Genomic DNA, 20145 nt, shown 5'->3' with positions numbered 1-20145 from the left:
AGGGAGGTACTTCGGAGTATCTACCTCACCGGACTCCTGCCGGCCGTCAGGCAGGTATTCCGGTGTCCCTTGGAGTTTTCTTGCATTGACAGTTTGGGAAAAGATAGATTGCAGAACAACTGCCTGGACAGCAGGAGTCTGAGAAGAAAAGATGAAACAGGTATAGGAAGAAAGAATAGAACAGCTTTGGGAAGAAAGAAGTCCCGGATAAATCCGGGAAGGGAGTAACCACCTCGCCGGACCTGTTCCGGCGTCCCTTCGGGTTTTCTTATATTGCCAGCCCTGACATCTCATTGTAAAATAGACAGATTGCGGAACAACTGCCTGGGACGGCAGTCAGGGAGTCCGCAAAGGAGGTAAGTCTGAGGAAGGATAAGATCCGCAAAAGACAGATGAAACAGGCAGGGGAAGAACGAATTAATCAACAACGAAATCCTCATACAAGTCCCTCCAATCTGGATTGAACTCATTGATAAGGTTTTCCTTCCACTTTCTCCTGTATTTTTTCAACTGAACTTCACGATGAAGGGCATCTGCCATCTCTTTAAATTCCTCGAAATACACCAGTTTGAAGCAATTGTATTTCAAAGAAAAACCTTTGTGAATCTTGTTTCTATGTTCATAGGTTCTCCTCTCCAAATCATCTGTAAATCCGGTGTACAACACTGTATTGTTCTTGTTGGTAATGATATAGACAAAGTAATTTACCGAAACGGACATGGAATTAAAGGTAAGAATTGAATCACTATTTTTGAAGTCAAATGAGGAGAATTTGATGTCTGAATAACCTTAGTATGAAGCAACCACATTGCCGGATTCCTGCCGGCCGTCAGGCAGGTATTCCGGCACCCCTCTGCTTCACCACCTCACTAGATTCCTGACTGCCCCAGGCAGGTATTTCGAAGTATCCACCTCACCGGACTTGTTCCGGTGTCCCTTGGAGTTTTCTTGCATTGACAGTTGGGGAAAAGACAGATCGCAGAACAACTGCCTAGACAGCAGGAGTCTGAGAAGAAAAGATGAAACAGGTATAGGAAGAAAGAATAGAACAGCTTTGGGAAGAAATAAGTCCCGGATAAATCCGGGAAGGGAGTAACCACCTCGCCGGACTCCTGCCGGCCGTCAGGCAGGTATTCCGGCACCCCTCTGCTTCACCACCTCACTAGATTCCTGACTGCCCCAGGCAGGTGTTCCGAGATATGTCTGTTTTCTCTGGTGTGCAGAGCTGACTATGTAAGAAAACCCGAAGGGACGCCGGAATAAATCCGGCGAGGTGGCGTACCCTGGGATCGCAGAACAACTACCTGGGGCAGTCAGGGAGTCTGCGAAGGGAGGTACTTCGGAGTGAAAGCAGTAAGAGTCTGAGGAAGGAGGAAAAACTGGTCAAGGAAGGATAAGATTCGCAAAGAGAGGATGAAACAGGCAGGTTTCGGAACGGATTCGTGAAGGAAGAAGCTTTAATTCCAGAGTAAATCCAAGTATTAATAATGGATGAATTTCGCTTTTTCTCTATCTTTATTAAAAGTCAACGGTCAACGGCCAACTAGCGAAAACTAAAAGACAGAATAAGGGTTAGACAATAAAATAGTTAAACAAAATGGGACATCAGCACTCACATGAGCACCACCACGATGTAGGAAATATCAAAGTTGCATTTTTCCTGAATCTGGTATTTACGATTATCGAACTTATCGGTGGGCTGTATGTGAATAGCATGGCGATACTATCCGATGCTGTTCACGACCTGGGAGATAGCCTCAGCCTGGGAATGTCGTGGTACTTTCAAAAGCTGTCCAAAAAAGGCAGGGATAAAACATTTTCCTACGGTTACAAGAGATTTTCAGTGTTGGGAGCTATCATCAATTCGATAGTACTGGTGGTAGGGTCACTCCTTATAATAAGGGAAACTTTACCCAGGCTTTGGAATCCTGTACAACCCGATGCTAAAGGTATGCTGATATTGTCCATATTAGGAATAATCGTAAATGGGGCTGCTGTTTTTAAATTGAAAAAAGGGAAATCCCTCAATGAAAAAGTAGTGTCTCTCCACCTGCTGGAAGATGTATTGGGCTGGGCAGCAGTGTTGATTGCCAGCATGGTAATGATGTTTTATTCGGTTCCCATTATCGATCCTGTTTTATCGTTGCTGATTACTGGATTTATTCTTTATAATGTTTTCAAAAACCTGAAAACGAGTTTTAAAATTGTACTTCAGGCTTACCCTTCCGAGCCGGATCAAAAAACATTGAAACAAAAGATCATGTTACTCCCAAAGGTAAAAGGCATTCACGACATGCACATCTGGAGTATGGATGGCAATTATCATGTCATGAGCATACATATCGTATTGAAAAAAGGCATTGACATGCAGGAACAAATGTTATTAAAAGCTAAAGTAAGAGAAGTAATAAGTCAAAATGCCATAGATCATGTCACTATAGAGATGGATTGCGAAGAAGAAGATTGTGAGTTGAAGGATTGCTGAGTTATGCTTTAAAGACTTTATTCTCAAGGCGCACGATACGGTCTTCCATTTTATTCTGTTTGGTGAGCAAGTGATCATTCATCCTGTGAAATTCTGTTGTTAGCCGCTCCTGTCCTTCCAACAGCTTACCAAGGATGCCACTTTGTTTTTCAAGGATGACTCCTTGCTTTTCTATCAATGAACCCTGTCGTTCCAATATTGTTCCATGCTTTTCTAATATAACTCCATGCTTTTCCATGGTTTCCCCTTGCTTTATATGAGATTCAACTAGCTTGGTCAACAATTCTTCCTGCCTGTCTTGCTTTCTCAAAGATTCTGCAAGGATTTCTATAATTCTTTCTTCGTTTTTCATCTTACTAATTTAACAAAAAAATCTTTTGATCTCAACAAAAAAAACATAACTACAACTGGCTAAGAAACTCCAGTGTATCCACCCCGTCAGCATAATCCCACACCTCCGGTTCTTGCGCCTTGCCAAACGGAATATACTCCTCTCCTATGATGCATTGAATCTTGCCTTCATTTTCCTTCAAAACAGACTTCAACTCCTCTTTACTCTCATATTGCTCATAAAACAGTACCGAAATAGGAGACACCAATTCCTTGCTTTCTTTTACCAATAAAAACCCATTGTCCAAATGAGGCTCTCTATTCACCAAATAAATTGACCTATTGTAATCATAATTGTTTCTGTACTTATGATGGTCTCCCACTGACTCAAACTGCTGCAATGAGTCCAGGAAAAACTGGAAGCTATACCCCTGAGGCACATAGGCCTTTGATACGTTTCTGCATCCCAGTCCATAATAAGTAAAGATGTCTTTCCCCAGATTGTGAATGTCTTCTTCTGATTCATTTCCAGTCAAAACAGCAACAGAAGTTCTGTTTTTTCTGATAATATGTGGCTTCTTTCCAAAATAATATTTGAAATATCTGGCTGAATTATCACTACCCGTACCAATAAAAGCATCTGCATCATTGAGTCTCTCTACGATTTCTATCCTGGCCTTATATTCCGGTTCAATCTCTATCAGCGTATTAATTATTTTGGTCATCAATAAGCTGTCCTGTGATCCGGGCTTCACCATAATATGGTGCCCAGATATAAGTACAGAAAGCAAATCATGAAATCCAACCAGGGGAATATTACCAGCCATTATCACCCCTATTCGTTTATTCGAATCTTTGGGTAATGTATAATTACCAGTCCATTTTTCAAGTATTTCCCTATCCAAAAATTTCCTGATACCCAACAATGAAAACCTGACACTTTCTTCTGTAAACCAGTTGTTTTGATTTTGAACAGCCTGAAAAAACTCCTTATCATCACCATTCAAAAGTGCATCAATATAGTCTCCCAGTTGGACGAATGGCACAATTCTGTCTTTGTCTATCATATTTCGGAATTTATCGGATTAAATAATTCAAAATCTTTGGCGGGCAAAATTAATGTTTAATTTTGCACACTTAACTTTTTAAGTACAATAAACACAGAACAAAATGGCAATCATTATAACAGACGAATGCATCAATTGCGGAGCTTGTGAACCGGAATGCCCGAATACTGCCATTTACGAAGGAGGAATTGAATGGACCTGGGCAGGTGGCACAGCACTCACAGAAGTAGAACTGGAGGATGGAACAGAAGTAGATGCAAACGAAAATCAAGAACCGGTATCGGACGAACTTTACTATATAGTACCCGGTAAGTGTACCGAGTGTAATGGATTTCATGAAGAACCACAATGTGCAGCGGTATGTCCTGTAGATTGTTGTGTGGATGATCCTGATTATGAAGAAACCGAAGAAGAATTGCTTGCTAAAAAAGCATGGCTTCACAACGAATAGAAGCCATATAAATATTCGAATGAAAGGGAATGAGGAGATCATTCCCTTTTTTTATGCTTAAAATAATCCCTATTTATTATACCAATTGGTATTTTTTATATATGTTTGCCAGAAATTAATTTACCAATGCTCTCAAAAGCTGAACGTACTTCCCTGTTTATCATCGAAACTGTAGCCCCGGTATTCAACAAACACGGCTATATAGGCACCAGTATGGCTGAAATAACCAAAGCAACAGGGCTTACGAAGGGAGCTGTATATGGTAATTTTGCAAACAAGGAACAACTTGCTCTGTCAGCCTTTGATTTTAATATAAAAAAAATCTCTGAAGAGATGAGATCTTACACCAGAAAGGTAAAAACTCCAATAGAGAAGTTGTATGCAATGACTGAATTCTATAGAGGATACCACGATTACAGCAATACGTTGGGTGGTTGTCCCATATTAAATATAGGCGTAGATGCCAAGAACAATAATCCTCAGTTGCTTCAAAAAGTGCAACAGGTGATTACAGACTTTCAAAACAATCTCGTCTTTTTAATTCAAAAAGGGATAGATACCGGAGGAATAAAAGAGACGGTTAACCCAAAAAAATACGCCTATAGGATTTTTGCACTAATGGAGGGAAGCATTTTCATGGCTGTCACCATGAATGACAGAACATACTTACACGAAATGATGGATTTTTTGGACAAAATGATTGATGAAGAATTGAAAAAATAAAAAAATTTAAACATAAATATACCGTTTGGTATATTATAATCCTTTAAAATTATGATACGCATAATTAAACTCTATTTCAAAACGCTTTCCATGATTACACCTACTCTGGCCGGAAAACATGCATTTCTTCTTTTCCAAAAAACAAGGAAAAAAATTGTCCGAAAAAATGAAAGGCAATTTTACAACCTTAGCCGCCACTTTAGAATTTCCCATCATTTAGAAGACATTGATTGTTATGAATTGGGTGATCCTAAAAACCCTTTAGTACTGCTGGTACACGGGTGGGACAGCAACGCCGGAAGTATGGCTGCCATAGCCTTCCAACTGGTGGAACAAGGATATTATGTAGTAGCATTTAACCTTCCTGCTCATGGGTTTTCCAAACTTAAACGAGCCAATCTCAAAATTTGTCGGGAATATTTTTTGGCTGTAGTTGAAAAAATGTATCCGGATAAGCCCTTCTCGGTAATCGCTCATTCCTTTGGGTCTGCAGTCAGCACATTTTCTTTGGCCGACTCCAGATTCGATATTGATAAACTAGTCCTGCTAACAAACCCCAACAAATTCGGGGAAGTGCTGCAAGGTTATCAATCCTTTGTCAAATTAAGTGATAAGGCGTTCGAAAAAACTCTGGAAATGGCTCAAAAACTCATTGGGAAACCTGTTGCTGAAATGAATATTGAAGACATGCACAAGTCATTTAATTATAATAAGCTACTGCTCATTCATGACCGTCAGGATAAAGTTCTTCCCTATCAAAACTCTATTGCAGTGCATAAAAAATGGAACAACTCAGAACTGGTGACACTTGAAAGCATAGGGCATTACAAAATGCTTTGGAATGAGCATGTGATCAATTCGATTATGCGTTTTATAGCGTCACCTGAAGGTATTGAACTCAAAGAAAGTAAGTCAAAAATAGCCTCTTAATTATGAATGTTAATCCTGGCAATTTTATCCGGTTACTTCAAAATGTACTCTTGCCATTTCTTTTCCATTGATCGCAATAAACAGATAATGACCACCCGGATAATGCTTGCGTGTGGTCAGGTCTTTGAATGACAATTTCTTGTTGAATGAAACTGTCTGTTTTGGCTCAAACGTCAATTCAGATACGTGGAAAATCTTTTCCGATACTTTATCTGAAGCCTTCACATACCCCACCATGTAACCTACTTTCAATGAAGATTTCTTCAAATCCAAATTGGTGATTTTGAAATCAAATTGGAGTTCTTCCCCTATCTTCACCTCAACTTCGGATAAGTTCAGGTCAGAGACTTTTGCATTTACTTTTTCATTGAATCCAAAAATTCGAAGAGCCTCCTGATCGCCTTTCTTCAGCAATGTCCTCATCCCATGTTTAAGTATCCAGTCGGTTTTTGTAGAATTGCCAAACCATGATCTTGCAATTTCTAAAGCAATATCAGGATTGTCTTTTGTGAGGTCGTTGATGTTGTTGGCAACACTCCTTCTCACATATTCAGATTCGTCATTTTTTAGATTTTCCAAAATGGGTAAAACCGGTGAAGGATCTTTTTTGTATTTAGGTAACGCCATAGCCCAAGGCAATCTCGGCCTGCACCCCTCTGAAGAAAGCCTCCTTATGTGATGATTTTCATCTTTTGACCAAACTAACATTCTCTTCATGGCTTGCTCTTCATACTCAATGATAAAGGGCCTAATAGCAAATTCAGCACTAGAGTACCTGGTGAAATGTTCTAATGCATCCAGAGAAATATCCGGAGCATCCAGTCCATGTACCTCAACAAAATCAGAAAATACCATTGCAGTAAAACCATTGAATTTAGGTGCTATTATTTTCAGTAACTCTACTGCTACCTCATATTCCGGTAAAAAAACTCCAAGTGAAACCGATATATGTCTCATCCTGCCTTTGAGCTCTCTGTCTTCCCAATCTTTGTTTATAACTGCCTTATGGAAGCCCACGGAATCGAACAAAGGATATACACCAACAAGTTCGTCAGCCAGACGAGATACAAAATCAGAATCGAAATAGTTTTTAAGAGGTTTTGTCATATCAAAATTTATTGGATGTGTAAGTAGATGGTAAAACCATTCCTAAAGTTATACCCTTGAGAAGGATCAATATAATTCCAGCCTTCATGTTTAATATTTGTTCTTCACTGCATAGCGAAGTATCGTTTTCAACTTTTCAGCAGGAGTTTTTCGTGGGTCTGAAATATACACCTCGTGATGATGCCCACATATTTCTAATCCTTCGTTTGCCACATACTCCAATAATTTATCAATCGAGGGTTTCTCTTCCTCATAAGATCCTATGTGCATTATCTGAACAGATTTTCCCTCTGCGAAATTTTTCAAATAGACTTCATTCGCTAAAGAAATGTTTTTCTTTTGAATTACCTCAGCAATACAATCATCTACTTGTTTTGCTCCAACAAATCCCGGCATTCGTATGAGCAGCTCCCAAAACCATTCTTTTCTCGGTGTTTCGTCGAAAGAAAGGTCAGATTCTACCCACCAAAAACATTCGAGCTTGGGAACGACAAAATCCAGCCCGATCTGTTGGTATCCTTTTTTTACGACGTAAGCCACAGCATAGATGGCTGCAATGCTATCCATAAACAGATTGCCTTCCGGTGCTCCCATTCCAGACAATGACAAAAATTCACTTTCTTCCACATCTATTGTTTCAGGCCTTTTACCCGCTCTATAATACATAGGAAACTCTTTTTTTAAATCAACTTTTTGTGCCATCACTTCCATTACGATACCAGTTTAAAATGATCCATAAATACTACTTTTTCGAAAGAATTTAGCAACTCTTTGTGCTTGCCTTCTTCTCTCACTTTTTCAAACTTTTGAATAGCCACACTTGCAGACTCTGGATTTTCCCAAACTACATGGTCATAATAGACACCATCTTTGTTCAGTGAACTATAAGTATGATAAGAAACAATCCCACCAAATGACAGAATCAATTTCCTGAAGTTTGGTATGATGTCATGGATAAAGCCGTCCGATAATTCCTTTTTAACCTCGTAAACGACAAGTTCTACTACCTGATCTTTCATATTGCTCTTTTAATTGTTTGTTTAAGACAAATGAAAAACTGCGGAGTGACAACCCTATGTCAGTGGTGATAAATTATTTTTTCTTGTATAGAATTTCCTGTAGCAAAACTGCTTCCTGAATGGTTTCACGTACCAAATCCATATCATAAGTCTGGCGAATATCAAACTCAATAAGCCTGACAAACTTACCATCCCCAGTCAAAAGACCATGAACATTGCTCAGTTGCGCACCCTGACAAAACCCTAAAGCCACTATATCCTTTTGTTTTGCAGGAATATACAAGTAACAAAGCCCCCTCAGGTAAGAATAAAACGGAACTTTATAATTGATTTTCTCTTCACATCCGGGCAAAGACTGAAGAATGATATCACGCAATTCAAACATCAGTTTGGCATGAGGTTTTGGCAGGTTCATTATAAAAGATTCTACTGCATTCATACCCAAATATGTGTCATCATGGTGACAACCCTATGTCAGCAGTAGCATAATGTACACTAAGTTCGTTCACAACCTTTACCACTTCTTCTCTTAATTGCGCAGGTTCAACTACATCTGCCTCTGCCCCGTACATAATCAACCATCTGGCAAAGTAGTTTAAATTCCCTACCATATAAGTCATTTCTACATATTCCACTTTTCTTTCTTCACTGACAAATCCGTAGTAATATTTTTGATCTGATATAAACCGTGCAACTTCAAATGAAACTTTTATTTTCACCTCTTGCACCTCACTCCCGTGCATTACACTTCTGATCAGGTGCTTGTATTCTCCATTAAATTTCGGCTCAAAGTGATCTTCTAACAACCGCAGTTTCATAATTCGATCCGTTCTGAAATCCCTCACATCCTGACGCAAACGACAGAAAGCTATCAGGTGCCAATGACCAGAGTAAAAAACCAAACCCAAAGGTTCCACCTGTCGCAGGTTACTCTTATCTGTATATTGGGAATAATAATCAAACTCCACCAATCTATGATTCACCAAGGCTATTTTCAAATCAGCTAAAAAATGATCGGGAAAGTTTTCGTTTTTCGGAACCTGAGGTCTAACAACGGAGATGTACTTGTCGAGATTTTCCACGAAATCTTTTTGTTCTCCCTTTAACACTGAATTGATTTTCATCAATGCACTATTGAAACCCGCAGAGACAGACTTGTCTCCCATTTTCTCCATAAGCTTGCCCGCCAATAAAATTGCACCTGCTTCTTCTTTGGTCAACATTACCGGCGGCAAATGGTAACCATCAACGATAAAGTAGCCTCTGCCCTGATCCAGGCCTATCGGTACTCCGGCTTCTCCCAAAGCCCGAATATCCCTGTAAACTGTCCTCAGGCTAATATCAAAATGGTCAGCAAGTTCTTGAGAAGAGGTAGCACTTTTGCTTTGCAGCTTTACTAAAATAGCGGTGAGGCGATCGATGCGGTTCATTGCACCAAATTATAGATTTATGATGACTTGTCAAATTATTAAAACCTTACGATTCAAGATATGATCAACTTAAGGAAAATCACAATAATACCTTAACAAAAAAACTACTGCATCAAAATACAGTAGCTTTTCCATCATTTCATCTTTGTTACAATCAATATTCAATTAAAAACTGATTGTTCTATTTCTGGCACATACACTTTTAAAGCTCCACTGTTACAAAAGAATTGGCTTCAGGGAAATTGGCAACCAAAGCCCAACCGGAAGTCATTTCGGTAAATGCAAAACCAATTGTTTCTCCAAGTGAACCCAAGGCTGCTTTCGGAATACTAAATTCAATTGCATTTTTTTCTGCCGATATGCTCACTGATCCTGACGAAACCAAACTAGCTCCCGATCCGGCTATGGCATTCCACCCCCAGCCTCCTGCCGGGTCAGTATGCTCATAAAAAGAACCCCATCCATTACTGACCATTGGGCCTTCAAACAAATAATCTGCACCTGAACCTTCCGACCACTGTGAATGCAAAAAGCCAGTTTGGATGTCTCCATCTGAATTGATGTACATATCCACCAATTCCATTTGCATATTGGTATTGCCTTCTAGATATACATTGACTTTTGAACCTACCGTCCAAATTTTCATGGTCTGAACAGAGCCATTTCCAGGAGTATTTTCTGCCGCTACTTCCACATGTTCCCAGTCATCAAACTCACCATCAATTTCTATATCTATTATGATGATCTCAGGAGCTACAATAGTTTTCGATATAAAATCTTCTCCACCTAATTCATTGGTAACAGTTAAGGAAACGAGTATTTCTCCTCCTATTCCGTAGGTATAAGTTGGATTTTCTTCATTAGAAATAAAACCAAGGTCTCCAAAATCCCACCTGTAGGTAGAACCGTTTTCTGAAAGATTGGTGAATGTAAATGTGCTTCCGTCATTTGCATAAGAAAAATCAGCAACAGGTTTAACTCCCATGTCACCATCATCGTCAGATGAGCAGCCGGCTACCAGCACAACCGCTACTATAGACATCAATAAATATATCTTTTTCATAATTATATTATTTAATTTTTTAAAACTCATTATTGCGTAATTATCAACGTGTGTAATAACTTATTCATTCCGGTCTCCTCTTCCCAAATCCCTTCATTTGCCAGATGAATACTAAAATCCGGCCTATCAGCCAGACTTGTGAATTGATCTTCGATTTTCAAAAGCAACTCATATTCTCCTGTAGGAATACCCGACAAATCCACTTCTTCTGCCAACGTATATTCGACCTTTGGAACAACACGACGTATATCAAAGTCCAATTCTACTTTGTGCAACTTATTGTCACTTTTATTTCGTAAAACTAGAAATGTGTTCTTCACATTGTAAACCGGAGCAAATCCAAAATTGCCCAGGGTTATTTTCAAATTATACATCTGGCCTAAACTAGTGCCTGGCTCAAGCTCTGAAGACAGCAATGCAAGCCGGTATCCAAGCTTCCTCTCGAAATCTTCGAAACAACTATTGGCTCTCCACAAGTCCAACACCGGGCCATACCAATCCAAATTGAGATACGACCATTTCAAAAGCGACATTTCCGTTTCGGCAGTATTGCACGAAGCAGAAGGAACACCACTAGGAGGGCATGTTTCTCCTCCTGTAGGCACAAACAAAGCTTCCTGACTAATGTACAACTTCTCTGCTTTGACATCCTGATAAGTACCATAGTCATCCGAACTACCCATAAAACAATCATTGTGAAAACCGATTCTCGCAATATTGTCAGAGGAGTAACCAACGTCAGCATTCATTGCTTCGGTCTCTTCGAAAAATTCCTGCTTAAATGCGGGAGTACGCAGCTGTAGTTTCACTTCGTTTGGCAACACTTCCAACAACTTGTTGATCACAAGTTTTTTGTTTTCCAATGTTGTTAAATTATTACTTGAAGTGTGCCACTCGCCCCATGCACCTATAAATCCAGCCTGAAAAAATGCGATAACATCGGCATTATCATGAAAAACAGGTTTAAGCTGATCCAAATGCCCTTCAATAACATTATAGGGAGCATCATCTTTTTCCATAGAATCTGTATATGCAAAACGCACAATACATTTGACACCTGCCTCCCTCATCCTTAGAAAATCGGTTTTAACCAAACTCAGCTGAGCATCACTTAAAGGCGAATCTTTAAATTTTTCTAAATAATAGACCCTCCACACAAGGCTCACATGTTCTTTCTTCAAATTATTGAGGGCTTCTACACTCACAGGTGTACCTTCAGAAAACACAGACCAGGCATGCACAAAACCACGTTCCGGATTGGAGATCACTTCATCGGTAACTTCATAGATGACCTCTGACTTTTTTACCGGTTCTACCTCTCCTCCTCCACAGCTAATTATCATTAGAGCAGAAAGAAGGAATACTATTGATTTATACTTCATAATTTCAAATCAACTTTAAAAATTAGTGTGTATCCCGGAACAATTATGAGCCGAAACACACACTAACGTAGAATCAATTGTACTTTGGATTTTGTTTGAATTCTCCTTTTCCTTCGCTAATTCTTTCCAGAGAAAACGGGAAAACGTTTTTGTAGTCAGCACTCTCGCTGGCAGCACCATGAAGTAAATTGGCGTGCTCGGTGTATTTGTTGTGTCTGATTAAATCAGCACGATACTGTCCATTTTCACACCAGTACTCATGCGACCTTTCCACAAGAATCATCTCATTGAAAGCGTCAATATCTGAATAGTCTGCCAAATCCAAAGGATCTAACTGCGCTCTATCCCTGACGATATTCACCAGATCTATTGCTTCCTGACCAGGTGTTCCGGTTTTGTTCGCCAATGCTTCTGCCTTAGACAGCAACACATCGGCGTATCGATAAATAATCATATCAACAGTGGTCAATCCGGTATTTCTATCCTGATCCGTAGCTATTTTTAATGGAATAGGGCCGTATTGGATATTGGTTCCAGTATTGGATCTATTGTAGGTAATCCCATCCGTTCCTGTATATTCAGCAATTAGCATGGTTTTACGAATATCATTTGCTTCAAATGAATCATAAAACATCCAGGTACTTTGAATGGTACTCCATCCACCTCTACCCGGATAGTTTTCCGGTAGCACCATCAACTGCCATTGATTTTCGCTTGTTCCGGCATAATCAGCCGGAATCGCCCAGATCACCTCTTTGCTATCTACAGGTGCCTCTAAACCCCACAATCCTACATAATCTTCTTCAAGCTCATAATGATTCATGTCCATAATAGCATTGGCCTGCTCTTCTACATCTGCCCATCTTTTTTCATGCAAATACAGTCTGATTAAAAGCATTCTCGCCATTCCCTGGCTAAACCTGCCATAAGGAGTATCTGCGGGAGACTGCAAATCTTCAGCAGCAGCAATTAGATCCGCTTCTATAAAGTTGACCATATCTTCGTGCGATAGTCTGGCAAGTGGTGCTTCAATCAGCGGATTTTGCAACACCTCCAAAGGAGCTACTACCAACGGCCCATACATATCAAACAGTTCATAACACAACAAAGCCCTGGCACATCTTATTTCGGCTATGCCCTGTTTTTTTACATTTTCATTTACATCGGATTTTTCTATCCTGTCAATGCTCAAAGTCATTCGGCTGATTTTATTATGATACCAGTCATAGTAAAAAACAATACCTGTAGTGGTGGGATTGTAACTGTGAACTGATGCACTCAATTGAACACCAAAACCACCATGAAGTATTTCAGTAGTTGCATCAAGAACAAACATGATCCCCCTTTCGGAAGTAGAGTGGATACCATCCCACCAAGACCCCCTTAAAGGGTGATAAACAGAAGCCAGTATGGCTTCAACATCTGCTTCAGAAGCAGGAAAAATACTTGGGTTGATTTCATCAAAGTTTACGGGCTGAAGGTCTTGCTCACAACCTGTAAACAGAATGGCAAATAACCCAACCATGAATATTTTTAGATTTTTCATTTCTCAGTGTTTTGGATTAAAATTTCAGATCAATACCCAATGTAAATGTCCTCACATTAGGATAAGCAGCGATAATACCATCAGTTTCCGGGTCAATTCCATTGTATGGAGTGATAAGAAAAAGGTTTTGCGCATCAAACCTGATAGCACCGTTTGAAATTACATTTCCAAATAATTTATTGGGAATGTTGTACGACAAAGACAGGTATTGAAGCCTGACAAACCATGCATCTTGTAGAAAAAAGTCTCCTGCCGAATATTGAGAATATCCATACAAAGAACTAGGCCTTGTAGTAGAAGGATTTTCGGGAGTCCATCTATTGAGTACGCTTTTCAGTGCATTATACCCTTGTGAAACGGTTCCATCGGCAGTTACACCATAAACCAAATCGGTGCGATCTTCAATGCTTCGCCCAAACATTCCGTTGAAATGAAAATTCAATTCGAAGTTTTTGTACCTCAATGTGTTGCTAAATCCGGCAATAAATCCCGGATCAGAAGATCCCTTAAGTACCTGATCTGCCTGGTCAATAATACCATCGGGCTCCCCTAGCTTGATAAATCTTCCATTTTCATCCACCACAGGATCTCCAAAAGCGTCTCTTTTGAAACCGTCAAGGTCTTGAAGCTTTATTTGTCCCGGCAGCAATGTTGGCTGTGCAGCTACGGTTTCGCCTATTTGCATTATCCCGTCCGACAGGTAAAAAAACTGCGAACGGATAGGGTCATCAGCATTTTCAAAGATGGATGGTTTCCAGTCTGGAGCTCTTTCTTTCCATCTGTCCCGATATCTGGAAAAAGTAAACGTGCTTCTCCATTTAAAGTCCTGCTTGTTGATATTCACAGTGCTCAAAGTAAGTTCTACTCCTTTGCTTTGCGTTTTACCAATATTTGCCCAAACGGTATTTACTTCATGATAAGCATTTATTGGTTTTTCAGTCAGTAAGTCTGAGATTTCTCTGTTGTAAATTTCGAGTGAACCTGACACTCTACCCCTGTAAAAATCAAAGTCAAGACCTAAGTTAGTTTCAGTGGTAGTTTCCCATTTCAAATCAGGATTGTCCAATCGAGAGGCAAAAACCCCGATGATAGGTGACTCATTTGGATTCAAATAGGCTGGTTGTGCATAATAAGCAGCAAATGCATTGCCTCCGATATCTGCATTACCTGTTTGCCCGTGGCTCAATCTTAATTTCAATTGCGAAATTTTATCGCTGACACCACTCATAAATGCTTCATCGGCGATATTCCAACCTATGGCTGCCGAAGGGAAAATGCCATATTTATTGTTGTCTGCAAATACACTTGCTCCATCTTTACGTACTGTTGCAGTTAAAATGTATTTGTCTTTAAACACATAGTTAAGCCTTCCAAAGTAAGACACAAATTTATTTTTGGATTTGGTAGAACCTACCACTTTAGTGCCAGCTCCGGCATTAAGATTGTTCCATAAAAATGCATCAGTAATAAAATCATTGTTACCGGCATTTTTAGCTTCTGAATTGAAAGTTTGCTGAGAATATCCAACCAGCGCATTGAGACTGTGGTCTTCATTGAATGACCTTGAGTAATTCAAAGTGAAATCCAGAAGGTTATCATTTTTTTCCTCAGACCTTACAGACGCCCTTCCGTTTTCCAGATTGCCCCACAGTGTGGTTCGTGGCAAATAAGTATTTCTGGTACTCAATCCTTGATCTATACCAGTCTGAACCCTGGCAGTTAGTCCTTCAAATGGCTTTACTTCCAAATAAAAATTGGTCAACCTCCGGTCTATGCCACCTTCATCGGAAATAGTGAGCAGAGAATATGGATTGGGTTCCAGTGCATTATCAGGGTTGATTGGATAATTACCAAATTCATCAATAGCTTCGATGTGCGGGCCTTGTTGTATTGCAGAGCGAATGATTCCCGATTGTTCAAATCCGGCATCACCCAACTGAGTATTTTGATTGTTGATCTTACTTGCAGAAAGCTTGATCCCAAAATTCACGTATTTGTTAAGTTCCTGATCAATATTCAATCTAAACGAGTACCTCTCAAATGCGGAGTTTTGCATCACCCCGTTTTGATTAAAATAATTGCCGGAAAGCAAATATTTGGTAGTTTTAGACCCCCCTCTTACAGAGACATTATGTTGTTGGATAGTCCCGTCTCTGGTAACCAGTGAAAGCCAGTCTGTTCCAGCATCAGCATTTCTTATTTCCGCATCAGAATAAAACCTTTTAAATGGAATGCCATTGACCGGATCGGCATTTGCTTCTTCGAGGGTTTTGTCGCTATAAGGATACACCCTGTTTATATAAGACCATTGCTCCCATGCCGCTTCATTTCTTAGTTTCATCCATTCAGGTTTGTCAAAGGTGTCGTAGCTATCATTGTATTTCTGATAAGAAAAAGAAGACGAGTACTCTACTTTTACATCTCCTTCAAGTCCCTTTTTGGTAGTGATAAGAATCACACCATTGGCAGCTCTGGCACCATATATCGCTGTAGCACTGGCATCTTTCAATACTTCTACAGACTCTATGTCATTGGGATTGAATGAATTAAATATACTCTGAGTACCTCCATCGTACCTGTTGCCACTGGCAGGTTGCTGCAAATTGGTAATAGGAAACCCATCAATTACAATAAGAGGTTCGTTGCTTGCATTGATAGACGCAGCTCCCCTGATCAAAATATCCAACCCTCCACCGGGTTGAGCACTATTTTGGCGGATTTGCAAACCGGCAACTTTCCCTTTCAACGCATGGCCTATCGAAGCTGTAGATGACATTACCAGTTCCTCACTTTTCACGGATGATATCGCTCCTACTACATCTCTTTTTCGCTGAGTACCATAGCCTACTACAAGTACTTCGTCGAGTTGAGCAGCATCCACTTCCATTTGAACGTCAATGACACTTTGATTGCCTACAACTACCTCTTGTGTTTCATATCCTACAAAAGAAATGGTAATAGTAGCTCCGTCAGGAACCGATAGTTTATAATTCCCATCCAAATCTGTAGTAGTACCATTGGTAGTACCTTTCTCCACTATGGTAGCTCCAGGCAGACTCTCATTCTTTTCATCAACTACCTTTCCTGATATGTCAACATCCACAATAATGTTTCCGTAATCTTCTTCAATATCGAATTCAGAATCAGGATTGTGTGCCACATGGATCTGATTGTTAATCCTTTTGAATTTAACCTTATATTCTTTGGATATAACCCTCAAAAGATCTCCTAATGTACCCCTTTTAAACTTCAGGTTTACCTTTTGATTTTTATCAACCAAGGTTTCATTCAAAGCAAAAACAAACCCTGTCTCTGCCTGAATGGTAATCAGAACATCCGCCAGACTAGCTCCGGAAACATTTTGATTCCAGGTAATTTCATCAAGGCTTTTGGACTTAAATTGTGCATTGATGTCGCCTGCTACCAAAAGGCCACACAGTGTAGTTTGTATCACAATTCCGAAAAATGTCAGCCTGCTCATAAAGTACAGTTGTCTCAGTAAATTTAATTTCATAATTTTAAGCTTATTGATTTTACATTATTTTAATCAATGACAGTCTTGTTGGTTGCTGCATACCGTCCAAAGTTGAAACAACCGATAAGATGCCCTATAAGTCTGCGATTCCTTGGATTGCAGACTTTATTATTCTATGAGGTATTGTCTTTTATCATCTCTTTATTTTATTATGACTTTGTTTCCTTCAATTGTAAATGTGAAATTATTGGCAAAACTTATCCCCTGAAGTACATGCTGCAAAGAGGCATTTTCGTACCTGCCTGAAAACCCGCTTGCTATAGGATGTTTACCCTGCAATTCAAATTCTACTCCGTACCATTTTTCCAATCTTTCAATGATTTCATCAAAATCAGCTTTTTGAAATACCAAAATGCCATCCTTCCATGCAAAAAATTGATCATCACGTATTTCATAAGCCTTAAATTCACCAGTATTATGCATATAATCCACAACCTCATTGGCTTTCAATTCAGTGATAACTGTGTTTTTAGATTTGCTCTGATCAGAGACAGAAACCAAACCGGATTTGACTGCTACAGAATATACAGCATCATAAGGATATGCTTTGATGTTAAATGATGTACCTAAAACCCGAACGTTTAAATTTTCAGATTCTACAATGAAAGGACGTGAAGGATCTCTAACCACATCAAAAAATGCTTCTCCGATAAGTTTTATTCTCCTCTCATCTCCAAAGTTTTTGGGATATTCTAAATAGCTGTTAGAATTGAGTTTTACCATCGTACCATCGGGCAACCGGATTTGTGTCTTTTTTCCTTTTGGAGTGCTTTTAACTACTCTGTCGGAAAGCAAACCAATCTGATCACCATGCTCAATTTGTAAAACATAGAAACCAAATGACATTCCCAGAAGTAGAGCCACCATAGCAGCTATCTTCCATACCCTAAAAGATTTGCGTAATACTGTTTTTGTCTCTTTGCGATCATCTCTCAGGTCTAGTTGATCAGTGATTTTAGAATAAACCTCTTCAGAGTCATCCATTTTCCAATCCAACTGACTCTTTTCCCAGGTCTTTTTATAGGCTATAAAAATCTCCCTGTTTTCGATTGAGTGTTCGATCCAGTCGTTCAATTGTATTTCCTCATCAGGGCTGATGTCTCCTGCGAGTTTTTTTACGACCAAATTTTCATACTTGACTTCCATGTATAGTGTTATTTGCTGAAATATACGTTTGGGGGAATAAACAGGGAAAATTGAATTACCCCCCAAAAGGTTTTTTTATTTTTTCAACTATTGATAAATGCACTGAAAAATTCTGATAAGAAATTTCCGACTACTCTAAGAATATAAACTGGATTTTAACCTATAGGTAGAGCAAAACCGTCTCCAAATGCCTGTGAAAAACAGTTCTTATACACTTTTATGCCCGTAGTGATGATCCTGACTAAAAAGTCAGAAGCCAGGAAGATAATTTTGTAGGATTGTCTTTAAAGTAAGGAGTTAATTTTTCCTTCAACTTTTTTATGGCAATGTTCATTTGATTTTCTACCGTCTTAATGGACAAATCAAGCTGATCTGCCACTTCTTTGTATTTGAAACCATCTTCCCTAATCAAACCAAATATAAGTTTTGCTCTCGGTGGAAGGCTGTCGATAGCTATAGCTATCTGTGATGCCAGTTCTCTATCCATCATCGATATATCAGGCTGAAGAAACCCTTTAACATCCTTTTCTCTGACCTGATCCAGATCAACTAAAGAAAGTGTTTTTTTGTCTAAATAATTGATGGTCTGATTTTTAACAGCTCTAAAAAGATAGTGACTGATATTTTCAATTTCTGCTAATCTTTCTCTTTTTCTCCATACTTTGACAAATACATCAGAGACAATTTCTTCAGAGGGGCTATGGGATTTGACCAAACTCAACGCATAGCCATATAGCCGGGGATAAAAGTGATCAAACAACAATTTGAATGCAAATTCATCATCGTTTGAAATAGCTACTGCCCATTTTTGAATCTTTTCGTTCATATTTTGCCAAAAAATGCACTGAAGTAAAGATTGGCAATTTAGATGAAATTACACCAAATGCTAAACGTAACCTGCAACAGGTTACGTTGAGACAGGCTTCATCTGCTCGTATTTGCTATAATCAAGCCTTGATCAAACCTCAAATTTCCGGAAGATCATCTTTTACTTTCTCCCAGAAACTTTCATCAAACAAACGTGCACTCCCAATCAAAGCGGCATCTTCCATCAGCTTTGATATTTCGACTTTCAATTGAATATCGTTTTCTACTAATTTGTCTCTAAAAGAGGGATAAAAAAGATCAAACGCACGAGACACATTCCCCCCGATTACCAACACCTCCGGTTTGAATTTTTTAAGCCATGTAATCATGAAGTCTGCCATGTTTTCTCCAAATTCAATAAATAAATCATTGAATTGGTTGCCTTCTTCTGCCTTCATAGCCACTTCTTTCACTCCCTTTATTTTGATACCTGTCAACCGTTCATAAGAATTGACAAACCAACGGGTAGAAAAATAATCATCGGCTATAGCGTCTTTATAAGGAAGATGCCAAAAACAACCGTGCTCAGGCGCATCTCCTCTTTTTACTACAGGCAGGTCTCTATCAATGAGTGCAGACCCAAAACCTGTCCCCAGAGTAATGGAGATAGATCGTTCGGTATTTTTAGCTTCCCCAAACCAGGTTGTTCCTACAGCAAAAGCACTTGCGTCATTCATAAACCTCATTTCTATATCTTTTACACTCAAAAAAGGACTTAGATTGGCTTTAATATCTACATTGTACAGTTTCTCATATTTGTCAGTACCTTCAAACATGGCTACTCCCGTTTTATATTTGAATGGCCCGGGCATGGCAAATCCTATGCCTGCCAAAGAAGCAATATCAATTTTTTCAATCGTTTTGTTTATTGCCTTTGCCCAGGTTTCTAATATTTCATCTTTAGAACCTTTGTTGTTTACTTTTTCTTCTGCATGCGTATGTGCTATAGGCTGCCCGGATGCCATATCAATAGCACAACAGACAATATGACTTCCTCCTATATCTACCCCTATCCCTATTTTACTCATTTAAACTTATTTGCGATTGTATTGTAATATTTAAAA

20 protein-coding genes are annotated in these 20145 nt (G+C 39.2%); 5 read left to right on the top strand and 15 right to left on the bottom strand.

All coding sequences use genetic code 11. The features are described from left to right. Window positions 1-93: 93 nt before the first annotated feature. Window positions 94-228 carry a hypothetical protein gene (locus tag AAOP42_RS08910; protein WP_349528145.1) on the top strand — a complete coding sequence of 45 codons (135 nt, stop codon included), beginning with the start codon at window positions 94-96 and terminating at the stop codon, window positions 226-228. 189 nt (window positions 229-417) lie between these two features. Here the strand turns inward: AAOP42_RS08910 and AAOP42_RS08905 are convergent, their stop codons facing one another. Next, entirely contained in the window at window positions 418-720 is a 303-nt protein-coding gene (locus tag AAOP42_RS08905) for a GIY-YIG nuclease family protein (protein WP_349528144.1), read from the bottom strand. An 877-nt stretch (window positions 721-1597) separates the two neighbouring features. Between AAOP42_RS08905 and AAOP42_RS08900 the strand changes: the two genes are divergently transcribed. Further along, window positions 1598-2485 carry a cation diffusion facilitator family transporter gene (locus AAOP42_RS08900; protein WP_349528143.1) on the top strand — a complete coding sequence of 296 codons (888 nt, stop codon included), beginning with the start codon at window positions 1598-1600 and terminating at the stop codon, window positions 2483-2485. 1 nt (window position 2486) lies between these two features. On the opposite strand, the gene AAOP42_RS08895 is transcribed toward AAOP42_RS08900, so the two are convergent. Both AAOP42_RS08895 and AAOP42_RS08890 read right to left on the bottom strand, forming a co-directional pair. Then, window positions 2487-2837, bottom strand: a complete 351-nt coding sequence (locus AAOP42_RS08895; RefSeq protein WP_349528142.1) for a hypothetical protein — start codon at window positions 2835-2837, stop codon at window positions 2487-2489. Window positions 2838-2886: 49 nt separating this feature from the next. Beyond that, window positions 2887-3882, bottom strand: coding sequence for an acyl-CoA reductase (locus AAOP42_RS08890; RefSeq protein WP_349528141.1), 996 nt, complete (start codon window positions 3880-3882; stop codon window positions 2887-2889). A 103-nt stretch (window positions 3883-3985) separates the two neighbouring features. On the opposite strand from AAOP42_RS08890, the gene AAOP42_RS08885 reads away from it, so the two are divergent. The 3 genes from AAOP42_RS08885 to AAOP42_RS08875 all read left to right on the top strand — a co-directional run bounded on the left by AAOP42_RS08885 (window position 3986) and on the right by AAOP42_RS08875 (window position 5986). Further along, a complete protein-coding gene (locus AAOP42_RS08885) occupies window positions 3986-4333 on the top strand; it encodes a 4Fe-4S dicluster domain-containing protein (RefSeq protein ID WP_349528140.1) in 348 nt (115 codons plus the stop codon). Between the two features lie 126 nt (window positions 4334-4459). Further along, window positions 4460-5056: a TetR/AcrR family transcriptional regulator gene (locus AAOP42_RS08880; RefSeq protein WP_349528139.1), complete on the top strand. Its 597-nt coding sequence runs from the start codon at window positions 4460-4462 to the stop codon at window positions 5054-5056. Between the two features lie 51 nt (window positions 5057-5107). Further along, window positions 5108-5986: an alpha/beta hydrolase gene (locus tag AAOP42_RS08875; RefSeq protein ID WP_349528138.1), complete on the top strand. Its 879-nt coding sequence runs from the start codon at window positions 5108-5110 to the stop codon at window positions 5984-5986. Between the two features lie 24 nt (window positions 5987-6010). Here AAOP42_RS08875 and AAOP42_RS08870 read toward each other — a convergent pair whose 3' ends face one another. The 12 genes from AAOP42_RS08870 to AAOP42_RS08815 all read right to left on the bottom strand — a co-directional run bounded on the left by AAOP42_RS08870 (window position 6011) and on the right by AAOP42_RS08815 (window position 20109). Then, a complete protein-coding gene (locus tag AAOP42_RS08870) occupies window positions 6011-7093 on the bottom strand; it encodes a DNA alkylation repair protein (RefSeq protein ID WP_349528137.1) in 1083 nt (360 codons plus the stop codon). Window positions 7094-7183: 90 nt separating this feature from the next. After that, window positions 7184-7804, bottom strand: coding sequence for a GyrI-like domain-containing protein (locus tag AAOP42_RS08865; protein WP_349528136.1), 621 nt, complete (start codon window positions 7802-7804; stop codon window positions 7184-7186). Next, a complete protein-coding gene (locus tag AAOP42_RS08860; RefSeq protein WP_349528135.1) occupies window positions 7804-8112 on the bottom strand; it encodes a hypothetical protein in 309 nt (102 codons plus the stop codon). The genes AAOP42_RS08865 and AAOP42_RS08860 overlap by 1 nt, the downstream gene beginning before the upstream one ends. A gap of 73 nt (window positions 8113-8185) precedes the next feature. After that, entirely contained in the window at window positions 8186-8551 is a 366-nt protein-coding gene (locus AAOP42_RS08855; RefSeq protein ID WP_349528134.1) for a DUF1801 domain-containing protein, read from the bottom strand. A 16-nt stretch (window positions 8552-8567) separates the two neighbouring features. Next, window positions 8568-9542: a helix-turn-helix transcriptional regulator gene (locus AAOP42_RS08850; RefSeq protein ID WP_349528133.1), complete on the bottom strand. Its 975-nt coding sequence runs from the start codon at window positions 9540-9542 to the stop codon at window positions 8568-8570. 202 nt (window positions 9543-9744) lie between these two features. Continuing rightward, entirely contained in the window at window positions 9745-10605 is an 861-nt protein-coding gene (locus AAOP42_RS08845) for a PKD domain-containing protein (RefSeq protein WP_349528132.1), read from the bottom strand. A 29-nt stretch (window positions 10606-10634) separates the two neighbouring features. Beyond that, entirely contained in the window at window positions 10635-11987 is a 1353-nt protein-coding gene (locus AAOP42_RS08840; protein ID WP_349528131.1) for a DUF4832 domain-containing protein, read from the bottom strand. A gap of 73 nt (window positions 11988-12060) precedes the next feature. After that, the gene (locus tag AAOP42_RS08835; RefSeq protein WP_349528130.1) at window positions 12061-13533 is read right to left on the bottom strand and encodes a RagB/SusD family nutrient uptake outer membrane protein; all 1473 of its coding nucleotides are present in this window, start codon (window positions 13531-13533) and stop codon (window positions 12061-12063) included. 16 nt (window positions 13534-13549) lie between these two features. Continuing rightward, entirely contained in the window at window positions 13550-17047 is a 3498-nt protein-coding gene (locus AAOP42_RS08830; protein WP_349528129.1) for a SusC/RagA family TonB-linked outer membrane protein, read from the bottom strand. A gap of 162 nt (window positions 17048-17209) precedes the next feature. After that, complete coding sequence (locus AAOP42_RS08825) at window positions 17210-18214, bottom strand: FecR family protein (protein WP_349528128.1); 1005 nt, start codon at window positions 18212-18214, stop codon at window positions 17210-17212. A gap of 241 nt (window positions 18215-18455) precedes the next feature. Beyond that, complete coding sequence (locus AAOP42_RS08820; protein WP_349528127.1) at window positions 18456-19040, bottom strand: RNA polymerase sigma-70 factor; 585 nt, start codon at window positions 19038-19040, stop codon at window positions 18456-18458. 139 nt (window positions 19041-19179) lie between these two features. Further along, window positions 19180-20109 (bottom strand): ROK family protein, encoded by a 930-nt coding sequence (locus AAOP42_RS08815; RefSeq protein WP_349528126.1) that lies wholly within the window; start codon window positions 20107-20109, stop codon window positions 19180-19182. Between the last annotated feature and the right edge of the window lie 36 nt (window positions 20110-20145).

This window comes from Reichenbachiella sp. MALMAid0571 (assembly GCF_040151475.1).
Taxonomy (GTDB): domain Bacteria; phylum Bacteroidota; class Bacteroidia; order Cytophagales; family Cyclobacteriaceae; genus CAXBNB01.
The sequence above is the reverse complement of the archived record's forward strand: the minus strand, read 5'-3'. Positions and strand labels throughout refer to the sequence as shown.